A 16,790-nucleotide genomic window follows, 5' to 3' on the forward strand; every position below is an offset into this window, starting at 1 on the left:
AAGCTCATCTTCCAGACTCTACGTGAAGAGGCAAGCGGTTGGACGGTTCGGCTCGCACCAGAAATCCGCCAGTACGAAGGAGGCCGCCATGGCTGTAGACCTTTCCCCTATCGACGAGAGCCTGCTCGCCGAGATCGCGAACATACACGGCATGCCGAAAGGCGCGTTCAACATCCGCAAGGACGGGCAGCTCGTCGAGCGCCATTCGTCGGCGAACATCGAGATCGCCACGAAGACGGACAACCCCGGCATCGACATCCGTATCAAGGCCGGCACGAAGGGCGAGACGGTGTACATCCCCGTCATCGTGACGCAGGCGGGCCTCAAGGACGTCGTGTACAACACGTTCTACATCGAGGACGACTGCGACGTGACCATCATTGCCGGCTGCGGCATCCACAACGAGAGCCACCAGGCCTCCGAGCACGACGGCATCCACACGTTCTACTGCGGCAAGAACAGCCACGTGAAGTACGTGGAGAAGCACTACGGCGAGGGCGCGGGCACCGGCGAGCGCATCCTCAACCCCGTGACGAACGTCATCATGGAGGAGAACGCGAGCTGCGAGATGGAGCTCACGCAGCTGCGCGGCGTGTCGTCCACCGTGCGCGACACGAACGCCGAGCTGGGCGCAGGTGCGAAGCTCGTGCTGACCGAGAAGCTGCTGACGCACGACGACCAGGTTGCTACCTCGAACATGAAGGTGGAGCTGAAGGGCGACGACTCCAGCGTGCAAGTGATCTCGCGCTCGGTGGCGCAGGACAACTCCAAGCAGGTGTTCAACCCGCTGGTCATCGGCGAGGCCGCCTGCCGCGGACATGTGCAGTGCGACGCCATCATCATGGGCACGGCGAAGGTGACCGCCATCCCCGGCATCGAGGCCGCCAGCGAGGACGCGCTGCTGGTGCACGAGGCCGCCATCGGCAAGATCGCCGGCGACCAGATTATGAAGCTCATGACGCTGGGGCTCACCGAAGAAGAGGCCGAGCAGGAGATCCTCGAGGACTTCCTGAACTGACGGCTTCTGGACCGAGGTCGTGAACCGGGCGTCGGCAACGTCCTGTTCACGACCTCGACACCGTTTCACGCGGCGATGCGCCCGAGCGCGTTTGTTGCGTATGCTGTTCCCCACCCCAAGGAAAGGAACGGCTATGAGCATCATTGTTTGGATCATCATCGGAGGGCTCGCCGGATGGGCGGCGAACGCGATCATGAAGACCGACGGCGGCCTGGTCAAGAACATCGTCGTCGGCATCGTGGGCGCGCTCATCGGCGGATTCATCATGAGCTTCTTCGGCGCCGCAGGCTTCACCGGCTTCAACCTGTGGTCGTTCGTGGTGGCGCTAATCGGCTCGATCGTACTCATCTGGGTAATCAATCTGATCACCAACAGAAGATGAAAGCCCGCATACGAGCGGACGCGGCTCTCACTGCGAATACCGGCGACCGTCTGGCCGCCGGTATTCGCTTTTCTGCACGTTCGAACCTGGTTTCAGCCGGACCGCTTCCTCTGATTCACGGATAACGAAGAACGAGCACGATGCAGCCGGATTCGCTTGTGCCGATCCGTGCAAACTCCCCAAGTCGCGCGCTGCACCACCAGCAGCAGATCGACCATGCGTCCGTAGCGCCGTCCGTCTGGTTGTTCGACTTAGGATACGCGTCGTTGACTGCGTTCGAGGCGTCCAGACCTAGGCGACATCGAGGCCGCTTTCCAGCGAGCGTGCAACGACTATGAGGGCATCATCGGAAGCAAGCTGAGCGACCGCATACGCGGGAAAGGCCGAAGCTCTCAGGATGCCGGCATCGGCAAGTCCCAGAGCAGCTTGTGCGAGACATCCCATCACCTCGGACGTGGGTGCTGCGGGTATGCCGTTTTCATGCAGCGTTGCCGCCGCCGCATCGTTCGACAGATGCTCCCGCATCCCCATCTGCTCCATGAGATCGGCCATCTCGATCTCCGCGTGTCCAGCCATGTCGCCGCCGTCGGCAGTCACCGACGTATAGCACGCAAGCGCCAGGTCGAACCGGTCCTGTTTCCACAGCGAATACGCCAGCCGATAGCGCAGATAGCTGCTGTCCCGGCGGTCGGAGGCTATGCGCAAGGCGCGCCGCGCCAACTCCTCCGCCTCGGCAAAGCGGCCTTCGTCCATGAGCACAGATACTCCATCAAGGTACCCTGGAAGCGAGGTGGGCGCCAACGACCTGCACGCCTCGGCCACCTCGAGCGCGCGCGTCACATCGCCCACCTGCGCATAGAGGCGCGAAAGCGAGCTCTGCGCCGCGAAGGCTGCGTCGGACGCTTTGCTGTACCGCGTTTTCACGTCCGCTTCAGATAGCCGCACCAGCATGCGCGTACAGGGGTTTGCGCAGTACAGCGGCACGCGCCCATCGCTGGAACCGCCTTCCGCGGCGCGCTTCGACTCCCGCTCGCCCGCCTGCGCTGCAATCTCCTCGAGTAGCACGATGCTTGCGAGAGGCGAAGACTCCGCGTCCTCCATCGCCACAGATACCCGAGCAGTCAGATCAGCGTCTTCATCGTGGAGCACGTCGAGCTCGCACACGCGGTCGGCCTGCAGAAGCTCCGAGAGCGGCCCGGGCAGCGCCCGATCATCCTCCCACAGCGGCGAACGTCGGCTCTCCAAACCGATATCGAGCGGTTGCGCGACTCCGAAGAAACCATCGTCCGAAAATGCAGCCGAGCAATCAGCAGGATTCAGCAAAGCAAGCACGGCGGCGGGATCGCAGGCGTTGCGATCGGCACCGAGCGCGCCTTCAGCGATGAGGGGTAGCACATCCGACATGAATGAAATGCGATCGAACCTGAGCGACATGCCAACCGGCGCGTCGAGGCCCCCAGGCCGCACCGTCACGTAAGCCCGCGCTATACCGACGCCCGCACCGAAGGCTGCAGCAGCGAGCAGCGCCGCGAGCCGCATCGCATAAGCCGATGCGGCCCAGCCCCGCAGCATCCGCACATCCTCCCATGCGCCGCGCACTCCGTCCCATCGTGTCGAGGGAAAAGCCTCGGGCTGCGGAACGGAGCACTCCACTGCAACGGTGCCGCCCGCTGCATCAGCATCGAAACGATACTCCATGCGAAACGGCAGTCGCATGGTTTCGCACGCCTGGGCGAACCGTGTGCGCACATCCCATTCGCCGCCGCGCGCAGCATGCACCCCGTGCATCTGCCGCAGAGGATTCTCGCGCTCGCTTCTCTGTACCGCCTCCGCAGCACCCGAGGCGATGTCGATGATGCACCGCCAATCCTGCTGAGAGCAGAAACCCTCGTCAAAACCGGCATAAGGAGCCGCGGTCCCGGGAAAGCCCTCTACAGCCTCCTGCACGAGCAAGAGCCGGTTGAGCGCGCTTTCGACTGCCAGCACCAGCTGGCGTTCCCCGGCGCTCAACGCCGAATCATCGAAGCGCAGCCATGCGAGCCCCGTTGATGACAGACGGCCCGCTTCGAGAGCGGTGCGCGCAGCGAGCGGCCGGATCATCGAAGCCCCCGCTTCCTCCAGCAGGCGCGCGGCGTACCGTTCAAAACCAGAGACGGCGCCCGGCTGCGCCGAGCGCACGTGGTGGACGAGCATGTCGAGCGCATCGGGAAGCGGCGGCCTGAGCAGATCGCCCATCACATCAGCGGCAAGGCCAGTCAAGACCGGCGTTTGCGCCGCGCTCGGAATATGTACGAACGCAAGATAACCCACTGCCGCAAAGGTTCGCAAACCGAGGCTCGACCCGGCATAAGGCCCGATATCGCAGGAAGGTTGTTCGAACGCGAAGGTGCCCGTACGCGAGCGCGCGAAGCGCGATACGGTTTGCAGCGGGACTCGCGCGCCTCGGCGCGCCTGCACCTGTCCGAAGTCCTCGTTGTTCGGAAGGCGCGACAAAAGCAGGTTCGGCTCCCCTTCGGGGATATACGCGAGCGGGCCGTCGCACGCGTATGCCGCGCCATTCGCAGTCAGCCATGCGAGGAAGCGACCCCGACGTTTGCCGGTGAACTCGAACACGTAGCCGAATCCATCGCTCGGCTGAGGACACGCATCCCAGATCACGCCGTATTCCCTCTGCGGATCCTGCCCGGGAAGGGGATGCAACTTCATGCTTTTGCCCAGCAGGGGCAGTTTAAATTCAGCCTGATTTTCCACGATGCTCCTCCCATGGCGATGCGCATTGCGATTGAACAACCGCATTCGCGCGCTGAGAGAAAGGATAGCAGAAGAGGCGCCGGCGCGGGATGCGAGCATAGCGCGCCCCGCAATCCAACGTCGACTGCCCCTGCGTTTTTCTTATCACGCCCGCAGGCGAGCGACAGTGGCGGATTTTTTGCCGATCTTTGAACGTTTCCCAAGAATTTCGAAGAAACCGCCGGCACTCGAGCCGCTCTTCCCTCTTTCCGCAGATAAACCAGCTGCCCTCCGTGAGCCTCTCATCCGGGATGCAAGATGCCTGGCTCAACCTGCGGCAGCCGCAAGGCAAACGAGAGCCACGCCACCCCGTCGCGCTCCTCCGCGCGCGCCTCCAACGTGCCGCCCATGCGCTCGGTTAGATGGCGCGCGATTGTCAGGCCGAGCCCCGAGCTCTCCTGCGAACGCGAAGCGTCCGCCGCGTAATGCGGCTCGAACAGACGCTCGGCATCGAGCCGTCCCACGTCGTCGACGTCGTTCGCGAAGACAACAGCCACCTCGGCATTCTCCTCCTCGACCACCGCCTCGAAGCTCGACCGCGCGTACTTCGACACATTGTGCAGCAGATTCTCGAACACGCGCTCAAGGGCCTCCGCGTTCGCACGCGCCTTCACGGCGTGGCGGGGCACTTCCACGCGCACGTCCAGCCCCCGCTCCTCGAGCAGCCGATACTGTTCCGCCACCGACTCGCGCACGAGCCGGCCCACGTCCACCTGCCCCAGCTCCAGGTGGAAGTCCTCGGCTTCGAACCGCGACAGGTCGTAGAACTGCGCGATGAGCCGCTGCAAGGCGTCCGCCTTGCGTCTGACCGTGGCGAGCGAGGCGCGAGCCTCAGCGTCCAACGCGCTCTCGTCGACGAGAGCGAGGTACCCCTGGATGGAGGTGAGCGGCGTGCGCAGGTCGTGACTGATACGCTCAACCTGGGCCTTCAAGTCCGCTTCGCGTCGTGCGTACAGCGCGGCCTGCCGGCGGATTCCCGCAAGCGACGCGTTCACCGTGCCTAGGAGCGCTTCCAAGTCGGCGTCGGGACTCGGCAGCTTCACGATACGGTTCTCCTCCAGGCGCTCCACGATCTCGCGGAGCTCGGCGTCAGCCCGTCGAAGCGACCGCTTGAGCAGAAGGCAGCGCACGGCGAACCACGCTGCCACGGCAAGCGCGCAAGCCAAAGCGACGATTAACAGCACGTGCGCCACCCCCGCCCCTCCCTATAGCTCGATCTTGCGGACGCACCACACGCCCGCAGCCGTGAACGCTCCCAAACCGACAAATCCTGCGATCAGGCACTTCGCAAGACCGGCCGGGTCGTTCCACAGCAAGGACGAACCGGACATGCTCACCAGCGCCTCGGTGGCGAAGAAGTTCGGCGGAAGCCAGCTGGCCACGATGGCGACGGGCTCGAAGAGAAGTCCGGCCATCCGCAGCGTGTAGGGAATGACGAACAGGACGACCACCCACGCGACCAGCGCCGAGGAGGTGGTCTTGCAGTGGGCGAGCACCGCGGACATGAGGACGACCGAGGCAAACACGGACGGCAGGGCGACCGCGACGCCCGACAGCAGGTCCACGACCGGCGGCAACGCCGGTCCCTCCAACAGCAGGACAGCACTGCCCACGTACGCCGCCAGCACCACGACCATGCAAGCAAGCCCGGCAAGCGATGAGACGACGCACTGAGCCGCGAAAACCGAGGTGCGCGAGCAGCCGTGCGAGAGCGCGTTCTTCATCGTGCCATTCTTCTTGTCCTCGGAGTAAAGGAACCATACCAGCATCCCGGCCACGAAGAACAGCGAGCCGAGCGACGAAGTTACGATCCCCAGGTTGAAGCGCACCGTGGCGTAGGGGAAGCCGGGATCGACGAAGGTCATCGCGAACTCGATCGCGTTCGCCGCTATCGCAAGCAGCGACAAGATGCCCGCGAGCAGGTACACCTCCTTGCCGCGCACGATGCGGAACGCCTCGCCTTTCATATAGTTCAGCATCATGCGGCCCCCTTCTCCTTCAAGCCCAGATAGTACTGCTCGAGCGACATCGTGCGGCGTTCGAGCCGGAAGACGTCCATGCCCGCCGCGCCGGCGAGCCCGCTGTAGGCCTCCGCGCCCGCTCGAGGGTCGAGGATGCGCACCGCTTGGTCGGGAAGCACCTGGTAGCGCTCGCCGGGCCGCTCCCTTTCCAGCAGCACCGTATAGCCGGCCGGGTCGGACACGGCGATGTCGATGAAGTCCGCGCACCGCGCGCGCAGCTGCTCGGCGCCCACCTGCTCCAAAAGCCTCCCCCGGTTCAGGAAGCCATACACCGTGGCCATCTGCTCGAGCTCGGCCAAGTGATGGCTCGACACCACCACGGTGATGCCCTTCTCGCGGTTGAGGCGCAGCAGGAGCGCGCGCATCTCGACGATGCCGCTCGGGTCGAGGCCGCTCGTCGGCTCGTCCAACACGAGCAGCTCCGGCTCGCCGATGAGCGCCATCGCCAGGCCGAGACGCTGCTTCATGCCCATCGACAGATCCTTGCAGGCGCGGTCCTTCGCGTAGGCCAGGCCCACCTCCTCGAGCAGGCGGCCCACCGCCTCCCCGCCCGGCACGCCCTTCTGGATGCGGCAGCATTCCAAGTTGCGCTCGACGCTCAGATTCGGATAGAAGCCGGGGCTCTCGATGATGGACCCCACGCGTGCGCGCTGCCGCCCCAGGTCGCTCGGCGCATGCGCCCCGAAAAGGCGCATCTCGCCCGCGGTAGGGAACGCAAGCCCGCACAAAAGCTTGAACAGGGTGGTCTTGCCCGCGCCGTTGTCGCCCACCAGCCCGTAAACGTCGCCGCGGCGCACCGACACGCTCACGCCGTCCAAGGCGGCCACGTCGCCGTAGCGCTTCGCGAGCTCGTTCGTCTCGATAACGTGTTCCATCGAAAGGGTTCTTCCTCTCTCTCGCCCGATCCTTCGAGAAAGAACTTTAGCCCGCAGGCCCGAAATAAGTCCTCAAGAAAGGCTAAGGAAAGCGTAAAGGTCCGCGCCGCCGACGCCCCGCCCCCTCACGCCAGCTTGAATCCGACGCCCCAGATGGTCTTGATGTACTCGCCTTCCGCATCGACCGCCGCCAGCTTCTTGCGGATGTTGCTCACGTGCACGTTGACGGCGTTGTCCTCGCCGTAGTAGCCGCCCTTCCACACCAGCTCGTAGAGCCGCTCGCGCGAGAACACCCTCCCCGGCTCCTCCATGAGCGTGCGCAGGATATCAAACTCGTGCGCCGTGAGCGCCACCTCGACACCGTCGAGGGACACGCTGCGGGTACCGGCGTCCAACACGAGCCCCCGGTGCCGCAGCACCTCTCCCACGCGGGCGCAACCTCCCGAGCCGCTGCGCCGCAAGACGGCCTCCACCCGCGCGGCCACCTCGTCCGGCTCGAAGGGCTTCACGATGTAGTCGTCGGCCCCCGTCGCCAGCAAGGCCACCTTGTCGGCCAAGCCCGCCTTCGCCGACACCACGATCACCGGCACGTCCAGCCCCTGCTCGCCGCGCATGTGCTCGAGCAGCTCCGAGCCGGCCAACCCCGGCAGCATGAGATCGAGCAGCACCAGATCGGGCGTCGAAGCCCCGAGCCTGAGCAGCGCCTCCGATCCGGAAAACGCCTGCATCGCGCGATGGCCCGCGCGCTCCATGACAGCGCGCAGCAAGTTGTTGATGTCGGGATCGTCCTCCACGACGAGGATCTCACTCATGCCCATACACCTCTTTCCGGCTGGCTACGACCGGGTCGTGTCCCCCGCCGCCTCGTCCGCCTGCACGTCGACCACCTCGATGCGCCTGCACGACCCCGCGCTCGCGCATCCCGCGCACGCGCCGTCGCATGCCGCCGCCGCACCTCCGCGCCTCCTTACGCGCCGCACGGCGAATACCACCAACACGACCACCGCGGCGGCAACCGCCGCGCTCGCCGCCCCCGCCGTCCCCATGCCCAGCGCAAGCCCGACGCCGCGCACGCCGAACGCCGCGATCCACGCCACACCCAACTGCCCGAACGCCATGCCGAGCGCCCACGTTCCGCCCAGCTCGCGCCGCACCGACGCAATGGCGGCTATGCAGGGCGTGTACAGCAGGCAGAACACGAGCAGGCTGAAAGCGGCGAGCGGCGTGAGCGCGGCCACAAGGCTCTCGGTCGACCCGAACAGGATGGACAGCGTCGACACCACGCTCTCCTTCGCCATCACGCCGGTGACGAGCGCGGTGGAAACGCGCCAGTCGCCGAACCCGAGCGGCGCGAACAAGGGCGCGATCCAACCCGCCACCACGGCCAGCATGCTGTCGGCGGAGTCGGCCACCACGTTCAGACCGAAATCGAACGTCTGCATGAACCATATGACGATCGTCGCCAGGAAGATCACCGTGAATGCGCGCTCGAGGAAGTCCTTCGCCTTCTCCCACAGAAGCTGCCCCACGCTGCGCGGGCTGGGCATGCGATAGTTCGGCAGCTCCATCACGAACGGCACGGCCTCGCCGGAGAACATCGTCCGGCGCATGAGCAGCGCCACGATCACCCCGGCCGCGATGCCGCCGAAATACAGCCCCACCATCACGACAGCCCCGTCACTCGGGAAGAACGCCGCCGTGAAGAACGCGTAGATGGGCAGCTTCGCCGAACAGCTCATAAACGGCGTAAGCATGATAGTCATCTTGCGGTCGCGCTCCGAGGGGAGCGTGCGCGACGCCATGACCGCCGGCACCGTACAGCCGAATCCCACGAGCATGGGCACGATGGAGCGCCCCGACAGCCCGATGCGTCGCAGCAGCTTGTCCATCACGAACGCCACGCGCGCCATGTAGCCCGAGTCCTCCAGAAGCGACAGGAAGAAGAACAGCGTCACGATGATGGGCAGGAAGCCCACCACGCTGCCCACGCCGTTGAACACGCCGTCGATCACGAGCGATTGCAGCACCTCGTTCACCTGCGCGGCCGCGAGCGCCCCGGCCACCGCATCGGTGAGCGCGCCGATCCCCGCGTCCAGCGCCTCGGAGAGCCAGGCGCCCACCACGTTGAACGTGAGCCAGAACACGAGCGCCATGATGCCCACGAATGCAGGGATGGCCGTGAGCGGCCCAGTGAGCACGCGGTCGAGCGCCATGCTGCGCGCGTGCTCGCGGCTCTCCTTGGGCTTCACCACCGTGCGCGAGCACACTTTTCCGATGAAGCTGAAGCGCATGTCGGCGATGGCGGCGGCACGGTCGAGCCCGCGTTCGGCCTCCATCTGGCACACGATGTGCTCGAGCGCGTCCTTCTCGTTCTGATCGAGGTCGAGCCGCTCGGACACGAGCGCATCGCCTTCCGCCAGCTTGCTCGCGGCGAACCGCGCCGGGATGCCCGCGCGCTCGGCATGGTCCTCGATGAGCGCCATGATGCTGTGCAGGCAGCGGTGCACCGCGCCGTCGTGCTCGTCGGGCGCGCAGAAATCCTGACGCACCGGTGGCTCCTGGAAGCGCGCAACGTGCAGCGCGTGGTCCACCAGCTCGGCTATACCTTCGTTCTTGACAGCCGAGATGGGCACCACTGGGATGCCCAGCAGCTTCTCCATCTCGTTCACGTCGATGGTTCCGCCGTTGCCCTCCACCTCGTCCATCATGTTGAGGGCGAGCACCATCGGCATGCCCAGTTCCATGAGCTGCATCGTAAGGTAGAGGTTGCGCTCCACATTGGTGGCGTCCACGATGTTGATGATGCCGCGCGGCCGCTCGTCCAGGAGGAACCGACGTGTCACCAGCTCCTCACTCGAGTACGGCGACATGGAGTAAATGCCCGGCAGATCGGTGACCAACGCCTCGGAATGCCCGCGCACGACTCCATCCTTGCGATCCACCGTAACCCCGGGAAAGTTTCCCACATGCTGGTTCGAACCGGTCAACTGGTTGAACAGCGTCGTCTTGCCGCAGTTCTGATTGCCTACGAGAGCGAAGAGAACGGTCTCCCCTTCCGGAAGCGGGTTCTCCTCGTCTTTGTCGTGAAACCTGCCGCCCTCGCCAAGACCAGGATGCGGCACCGGCTTACGCGCCTGCGGGTCGTCGCGCTCCTCCGAGGCGTCGCGCACGTCGTCCACTGCGATCTTGCGCGCGTCGCCCACGCGCAGCGTCAGCTCATAACCATGAACGCGCACCTCGACCGGATCTCCCATGGGCGCATGCTTTACCATGGTCACCGCCGCAGAAGGGATGATGCCCATGTCAAGGAAGTGCTGCCGCAGCGACCCTTCGCCGCCGACGGCCGTCACCGTGGCGGTCTTGTCGATGGGCAGGTTGTCAAGCGTCGTCAATGCACATCTCCTCGGGCCCGAGCCGCCACGCGACAGCTCGCATGCCTCGCTTTTTCCGTTGCCTCCATGGTACCGCGAAACCACATGTTTATCATAAAAAAGTTTCCCGTGGCAAACCCTTCAAGGAACCTGCACAAGTGCGAAAAACGACGCCGGCACGCCGATTCGCCTACGACGAAAAGCGCCCGGATCGCACAAGCGAACCGGGCGCCCGACCGTCGACCAAAGACCTGGTTTAACGATACTGGGAAGCATGCTTCTCGAAGAAATCGAACCGGGGAGGCAGCTCGCGAATCCGATGGCGCCCTTCGGTAATTTCGCCGGCGCTGCATAGCTCCTCGAAGCTGTCGAAATCGTAGTTCCAGCTGAAGAAGTCGTCGAAGTCGAAGCTCAGGTAATCGCAGATCTTCTCGGTGCCTGTCGGAACGATGGGATGCATGAGCAGCGTTGCGATGCGGAGCAGATGGAACGAATCGACGAGCACCTGGCGACGAGCCTCGTCGTCGTCGGCCAGTTCGGCCGCGCGTATGCCGTCCGACCAATGCTTGTTCGCCCAGCGGATAAACTCGTCCATAAGCGACATGACGGAATGGAACTCGGCCCTGTGCATCAGCCTGTCGTACTTGGAGAGGGCTCTGAAGGCCTGCGTGACAGCCTCGGACGAGGGCTCGCCTAGCGGCATATATCCTTCGAAATTCTTCTGAGCCTCGTAGAAGCAGCTGCGCGCAAGACGGTTGAACACGTTCGTGAGCAACGCTCCTTCTTTGAGCACCGGATCGGCCACGCGCGGGTCGGCCAACTCCTTCTCGGTGGCGAGAAAAGGCTTTGGCTTGAAGCCGACCGACTTCTGATCGAGTCCGAGCGCCAAGAAATGGGCGCGTAGCTGCTCCACGGTGTAGTGCTCCAGAAGCTCGTCAGCCGAAGGCGGCTTGACCGACCCGGACGACGAGGCCTTCTTATCGCCGTACAGGATGTGATGATTGGCCACGAGCTTGGTCTGACGCAAAGGCGTATCTGTCTCGCCCGGCACGAGTATATCGCCGGGCTTCACCGCTTCGATGAGCGCGGGCTGCGCCACGCCGTAGAAGTACAGGTTGTCCTGGCCGATAAACTGGTACACTTCGGCGTCTTCTGAACACCACCAATCGCGCCAGCTGCCGCGAGGCAGGCCCATCTTGTCGTTGACGGCCATAGTGAACGACATAGGCGCCCACAAGCTCTCAGGCCAGCACCACACCGTGAGCCCCTCAAGACCGTCGATAACGGGCGCCTTCACGCCCCATTCGATGTTGCCCGTGATGCGGAACGGCACCAGCGCCTTGCTGGTGCGGAAGCGGATGCCCGCACCGGCGAGCACCTCGCGCGCCGTATCGCGCGCATCGATGTCGGCGAACTCGATCTCGAAGCTCTGCTTGCCTTTCTCGGCCTCGTGCAGTTCATGAGAGGGCAAGCCGGCAGCCACAGCCTCGTAGGCCTCGCGCGCGTCATTCTTGATGTAGACGACGGGCGGGGCCAAGAACTCCTTCACGGTTTGCGGCACGACGGCACGCACATCGGCGTCGGCGTCAAGCGCCGCCGCATGCGCGCGCAGAAAGTCCGCGAATGCGGGCAAATCGAAGTACCAATTCTCGACCGGGCGCATCTCGGGCTCGACGCCCGTAAGCGACGATCGCGGCGCGATGAGATCCTCGGGCGCATAACTGTGGCCAAGATCGCACTCATCGGCATAGCCGTGCTCTGACTTGCAGCCCTGGACGGGGCAGCGTCCGATTACCTGGCGTCCGTTAAGAAACGTTTGCGCCTCTGGATCGTAAAACTGCAGCGTGGATCGGCGCTGCAAATGTCCGTTCTCGTGCAGCTTCTCGATAAACTTCTCGCTGATGAGCTGGTGCACGTCTCCCGAGTGGCCGATGTTGGAACCCTCATAGATATCCAGGCTGATGTCGTAGGCGCCGAGCGTCGCCTTTTGCGCCTCGTGGTTCCTCAGCACGTACTCCTCGATGGTGCCATCAAACTCGCCGGCTTCCACGAGCTTGCGATAGCCTTCGTTGATGGGCGAGCCGAAGCAGTCGGTGCCACTAATGAAGCGCACGTTGGCCGCGCCGATGCGGTCGCGCAGAAAACGCGCGAAGGCATCGGCCGGCACAAACACGCCGGCGATATGACCGAAATGCAGCGGTTTGTTGCCATAGGGCATGCCCGCCGTGACTACGGCCCGTTTGGGCCAGGACGCGCGCTCCTGCTTAGTGGGCGAGGCGGCCATCGTTTTCCATCTCCTTCATCGCGGCGACAAGGTTCTCGACGGATACATCGCTTGATGACATTAGGTCGAGGAGCGTCGACAGATCGGACCCTGCGGGCTCGAGCGCCACGGTCGTATACGCCGACATGTTCGCAAGCTCGGCGGCCTTAGCAACGGCGTCCTGCTGCGTGCCCACCTCGTCGGCCAGCCCGTTCTCCACAGCGTCGATGCCGGTGAACGTGAGTCCCGTTGCCAGAGCGCGAACCTCCTCGACGGCCATACCGCGCCCCTCTGCAACAGTCTGCACGAAGGTCTCGTTTATCTGATCGACCATGGCCTGGTAGTAGGCGCGCTCCTCCTCGGTAAGCGCGCGGGTACCGTAGCTCGAATCCTTGCTGTCGGACGACGTGATGTTGTCGATGCTGATGCCCAGCAGTTCGTATAGCCCCGACAAATCGGTAACCTGCATGGCAGTGCCGATGGAGCCTATGGCCGTGGACTTCGCGGTGAAGATGTAGTCGGCCTGCGACGAAATCTCGTATGCTGCCGAAGCGTTCGTCGCCGCACTTGAAACCACGACGGGTTTGCCAGTGCTTTCGGAGAACTCGCGCACGTACTCGGACATCTCTTCGCCCGCCGTCGCCGTGCCGCCGCCCGAGTTGACGCGCAGCACGATGGCCTTGACGTGCCCATTCTCTGCCGCGATATCGAGCTGTTCCTTCAAACCCTCGGGACTGCACGTGGAACCGTCGTATTGGATAGTGCCATCGAGCTCGATGACGCCTACCGCATCGCTCATGAGATAGTCAACGCCGGATGTCGATGACGAGGTGCCCAGGGAGCCAAACGACGTCATGACGCCGGCGCACGACACCATGCCTACGGCAAGCAGCACGAAGACCAACACGACGGCCACGAGCGCAACGATCCAGCCTCGGCTCTTCTTGGGTGCAGGCTGAGGGGCATAGGGTTGCGCGTAGTACGCTCCTTCGCCTCCTGGGATCGGCGCGCCCGGTTGAGGCGCTGGGGGCTGCTGCCACACCTGCTGCTGCCACGTATCATTTTGGGACATGTTCCCTCCTCGTTTAGGCTGGGATCATACTACCTTATGCGACAGGGAACCGCGCCCGACGGGCGCGGTTCCACGATGGCTCCATTATACGTTCCCGCCGACGAATCCTGCATGACGGCACCTTGACGGATACCAAAGAACCCCATCGGCCACAAGGAGTCCAATCGCTAGATCTCGATGGCGTCGCCCTTGGTGTGCTGCGCCTTCTTTGCCGTACGCAGCAAGAACTCCTGGTTCGTGTCCGTCTGCTTGAGCGACTTGATGAGCATGTCCATGGCGCGCTCGGTTGAGTTTGTATTCGACAGGATACGCCGAACAGCCCATATGAGCGGCGCCTCCTGAGGCTCGAGCAGCAGCTCCTCCTTGCGGGTGCCGCTTGCAACCGGGTCGATGGCCGGAAAGATGCGCCTGTCGGCCAGATTGCGATCAAGCTTGAGCTCCATATTCCCCGTTCCCTTGAATTCCTCGAAGATGACCTCGTCCATCTTCGACCCCGTATCGACGAGCGCGGAAGCCAGAATGGTGAGGCTCCCGCCGCCTTCGATATTGCGAGCGGCACCCAGAAAGCGTTTGGGCGGGTAAAGCGCCGTGGAGTCCACGCCGCCGGAAAGGATGCGGCCCGATGCAGGCTGCGCCAAGTTATAAGCGCGCGCGAGGCGTGTGAGGGAGTCGAGCAGCACCACGACATCTTTACCGCACTCCACAAGGCGTTTCGCACGCTCGATCACGAGTTCCGATACGGCGATATGGTTCTCGGTGGGCATGTCGAACGTGGAGGATATGACCTCGCCTTTTATAGAGCGCTCCATGTCCGTAACCTCTTCGGGACGCTCGTCAACCAAGAGGCACATGAGGTGCACCTCGGGGTTATTCGCGCTGATAGCGGCCGCAATATCTTTGAGGATAGTGGTCTTGCCGGCTTTCGGAGGGCTTACGATCAGGCCGCGCTGGCCCTTGCCAATAGGGCTCACGAGATCAATGACGCGTGCTGTGATGGTGCTCTTGCCATGCTCCATAGTCAGGCATTCGTCCGGATACACCGGTGTGAGATCGCCGAAGCGCACGCGGTTGCCGCACTCCTCGACAGGGGTACCGTTGATAGCGGTGACCTTCTGGATAGCCGCGTACTTCTCGTTCTCACGGGCCGGGCGCGTCTGCCCCGTAACGAGATCGCCTTTGCGCAGCCCGTTGCGCCGAATGGTGGAAAGCCCCACGTAGCAGTCAGTTTCGCCCGGCAGGTACCCCTGCGTTCGGAGGAAACCGTACCCGTCAGCGAGGATGTCTAGAATGCCCGTCGCCTCGATGAAGCCCTCTGCTTTCACGCTGGCGTCAAACACGGCCTCTACAAGCTCGGCCTTCTTGAGGCCCGCCACGTTTACGCCGAGCTCCGTCGCCTTCTCGCGCAACTCTGCCACCTTGAGCTTCGTCAACTCCTCGCGTGAAACGCTCGGCTGCACTTCGCGGGGGCCGCGGTTGCTGTCGTGCTGGCGTCGCTGTCGGCGCTGGTTCTGGCCGCCCTGCCCGTTCTGCTTGCCGTTCTGCTTCTGCCTATTGGACGAACCCTGTTTGGCGCCTCCGTTGGAGCCGCCTGACCGTTTGGAGGCGCCTTGAGCGTCTCCTCCCGTGTTCGCCTTCACGGATTTGCGCGGCGTACGCGCTGCGGAACCGCGTGACGCTGGTGCAGAACCCTCTTGCTTTCCCGAGGGAGCCTTGGCGTTCACGTTCGTAGAACGGCGGCGGCGCGGAGCCGCGGTTGCAGTTGCTTCGTTCTCGCTCATGCGCCCTGCACTTTCTCCCAATCCTTGAGGAACGCCTCAAGGCCGCGGTCGGTCAGCGGGTGCTGGACGCATTTCTTCAGCGCCGCGAACGGCACCGTGGCGATGTCGGCACCCATGAGGGCTGCCTGCGCCACGTGGTTCGCACTGCGCACCGACGCGGCGATGATCTCCACGTCGTGGCCGAAATCGTAGTTGTTCACGGCGGCCACTACGTCCTCGAGCTGAGCGAGACCGTTCTCGGAGATATCGTCGAAACGGCCCACGAACGGGCTGATGTAGCGCGCCCCAGCGCGGGCGGCCATAATGGCCTGCGGCACGGTGAAGCACAGCGTCATGTTCACCGGGATTCCCTCACTGGCCAGCTGCTTCGTGGCGGCTAGGCCCTCGATCATCGTGGGAAGCTTCACCACCACGTTGTCGGCGAGCGCGGCCAGCTCGCGACCGTCGCGAATCATCTCATCGCGCGTCATGGCCACGCTCTCGGCGGACACGGGACCGTCCACGATCTCGCAGATGCGCCTGATGTGGTTGTGGAAGTCGGCGAGCTTGCCGCCCGTGCGGGCGTAGAGCGTCGGGTTCGTGGTCACGCCCGCGAGCACGCCCCAGCTGGCCGCCTCCTCGATCTCGGCGAGATCGGCGGTGTCGAGAAAAAACTTCACCCAGTCCTCCTTGTATGTTCGGCTTTATGGTTAGACACGCGCGAATGCGCGCATAAGTTCCGTGTGGCGGAATGCAAATGTGGTGGGTTTTTCTTCCTTGAAAGATAAAGAACTGCAGATCATAGTAGCGTATGTTTCTGCTCCGTTCAAGCAAAATGCCATTCGTAACGTGTATTTGCGATGGAGACCAGACTACGAAACGGTATGGTCGGAGCAAGGAAGCTCAGCGAAGCGTACGGAAGAAACAGCTGCGCGCGCCAGTGTGGCAGGCCGGCCCCGCCGGGTGCACGAGCGCGAGCAGCGTGTCGGCGTCGCAGTCGTAGCGCAGCTCTCTAAGCTTCTGCACGTTGCCGCTGGTTGCACCCTTGTGCCACAATTCCTGGCGGCTGCGGCTCCAGAACACCGTCTCGCCGCACTCGAGCGTGAGCGCGAGCGACTCCTCGCTCATCCACGCCATCATGAGCACCTCGAGCGTGTCCGCATCCTGCACGATGCACGGGATGAGGCCGTCGGCGTTGTAGGCGAGGTCGAGGATGTCCATGAGCGATTCCCTTTCTTGCA

Annotated in this window: 13 protein-coding genes; 2 read left to right on the forward strand and 11 right to left on the reverse strand. The window is 63.8% G+C overall.

The annotated features are described in order from the left end of the window. Positions 1–88 precede the first annotated feature (88 nt). The gene (locus C2L71_RS08255; protein ID WP_103265292.1) at positions 89–1,018 is read left to right on the forward strand and encodes a SufB/SufD family protein; all 930 of its coding nucleotides are present in this window, start codon (positions 89–91) and stop codon (positions 1,016–1,018) included. A gap of 133 nt (positions 1,019–1,151) precedes the next feature. Then, positions 1,152–1,400, forward strand: coding sequence for a GlsB/YeaQ/YmgE family stress response membrane protein (locus tag C2L71_RS08260; protein WP_103265293.1), 249 nt, complete (start codon positions 1,152–1,154; stop codon positions 1,398–1,400). 291 nt (positions 1,401–1,691) lie between these two features. Here C2L71_RS08260 and C2L71_RS08265 read toward each other — a convergent pair whose 3' ends face one another. From C2L71_RS08265 to hisI, 11 genes are all read right to left on the reverse strand, one after another. Continuing rightward, positions 1,692–4,151 carry a tetratricopeptide repeat protein gene (locus C2L71_RS08265; RefSeq protein ID WP_103265294.1) on the reverse strand — a complete coding sequence of 820 codons (2,460 nt, stop codon included), beginning with the start codon at positions 4,149–4,151 and terminating at the stop codon, positions 1,692–1,694. 281 nt (positions 4,152–4,432) lie between these two features. Next, positions 4,433–5,374: a sensor histidine kinase gene (locus C2L71_RS08270; RefSeq protein WP_239926531.1), complete on the reverse strand. Its 942-nt coding sequence runs from the start codon at positions 5,372–5,374 to the stop codon at positions 4,433–4,435. A 21-nt stretch (positions 5,375–5,395) separates the two neighbouring features. Continuing rightward, on the reverse strand, positions 5,396–6,172 hold the full coding sequence (locus C2L71_RS08275) for an ABC-2 transporter permease (protein ID WP_103265296.1): 777 nt from the start codon (positions 6,170–6,172) through the stop codon (positions 5,396–5,398). Then, positions 6,169–7,086, reverse strand: coding sequence for an ABC transporter ATP-binding protein (locus C2L71_RS08280; RefSeq protein WP_103265297.1), 918 nt, complete (start codon positions 7,084–7,086; stop codon positions 6,169–6,171). The genes C2L71_RS08275 and C2L71_RS08280 overlap by 4 nt, the downstream gene beginning before the upstream one ends. 125 nt (positions 7,087–7,211) lie before the next feature. Further along, positions 7,212–7,898: a response regulator transcription factor gene (locus tag C2L71_RS08285; protein WP_239926533.1), complete on the reverse strand. Its 687-nt coding sequence runs from the start codon at positions 7,896–7,898 to the stop codon at positions 7,212–7,214. A 24-nt stretch (positions 7,899–7,922) separates the two neighbouring features. Beyond that, a complete protein-coding gene (gene feoB / locus C2L71_RS08290) occupies positions 7,923–10,478 on the reverse strand; it encodes a ferrous iron transport protein B (protein WP_103265299.1) in 2,556 nt (851 codons plus the stop codon). Between the two features lie 235 nt (positions 10,479–10,713). Continuing rightward, positions 10,714–12,741, reverse strand: a complete 2,028-nt coding sequence (locus C2L71_RS08295; RefSeq protein ID WP_103265300.1) for a methionine--tRNA ligase — start codon at positions 12,739–12,741, stop codon at positions 10,714–10,716. Beyond that, entirely contained in the window at positions 12,722–13,792 is a 1,071-nt protein-coding gene (gene sppA, locus C2L71_RS08300; RefSeq protein ID WP_103265301.1) for a signal peptide peptidase SppA, read from the reverse strand. Before sppA ends, C2L71_RS08295 begins: the two co-directional genes overlap by 20 nt. Before the next feature lie 167 nt (positions 13,793–13,959). After that, complete coding sequence (gene rho / locus C2L71_RS08305) at positions 13,960–15,570, reverse strand: transcription termination factor Rho (RefSeq protein WP_103265302.1); 1,611 nt, start codon at positions 15,568–15,570, stop codon at positions 13,960–13,962. Further along, on the reverse strand, positions 15,567–16,229 hold the full coding sequence (gene fsa / locus C2L71_RS08310) for a fructose-6-phosphate aldolase (protein WP_103265303.1): 663 nt from the start codon (positions 16,227–16,229) through the stop codon (positions 15,567–15,569). Before fsa ends, rho begins: the two co-directional genes overlap by 4 nt. A 223-nt stretch (positions 16,230–16,452) precedes the next feature. After that, on the reverse strand, positions 16,453–16,770 hold the full coding sequence (gene hisI, locus C2L71_RS08315) for a phosphoribosyl-AMP cyclohydrolase (RefSeq protein ID WP_103265304.1): 318 nt from the start codon (positions 16,768–16,770) through the stop codon (positions 16,453–16,455). Positions 16,771–16,790: the final 20 nt, after the last annotated feature.

Source organism: Enteroscipio rubneri (genome assembly GCF_002899715.1).
Classification (GTDB): domain Bacteria; phylum Actinomycetota; class Coriobacteriia; order Coriobacteriales; family Eggerthellaceae; genus Enteroscipio; species Enteroscipio rubneri.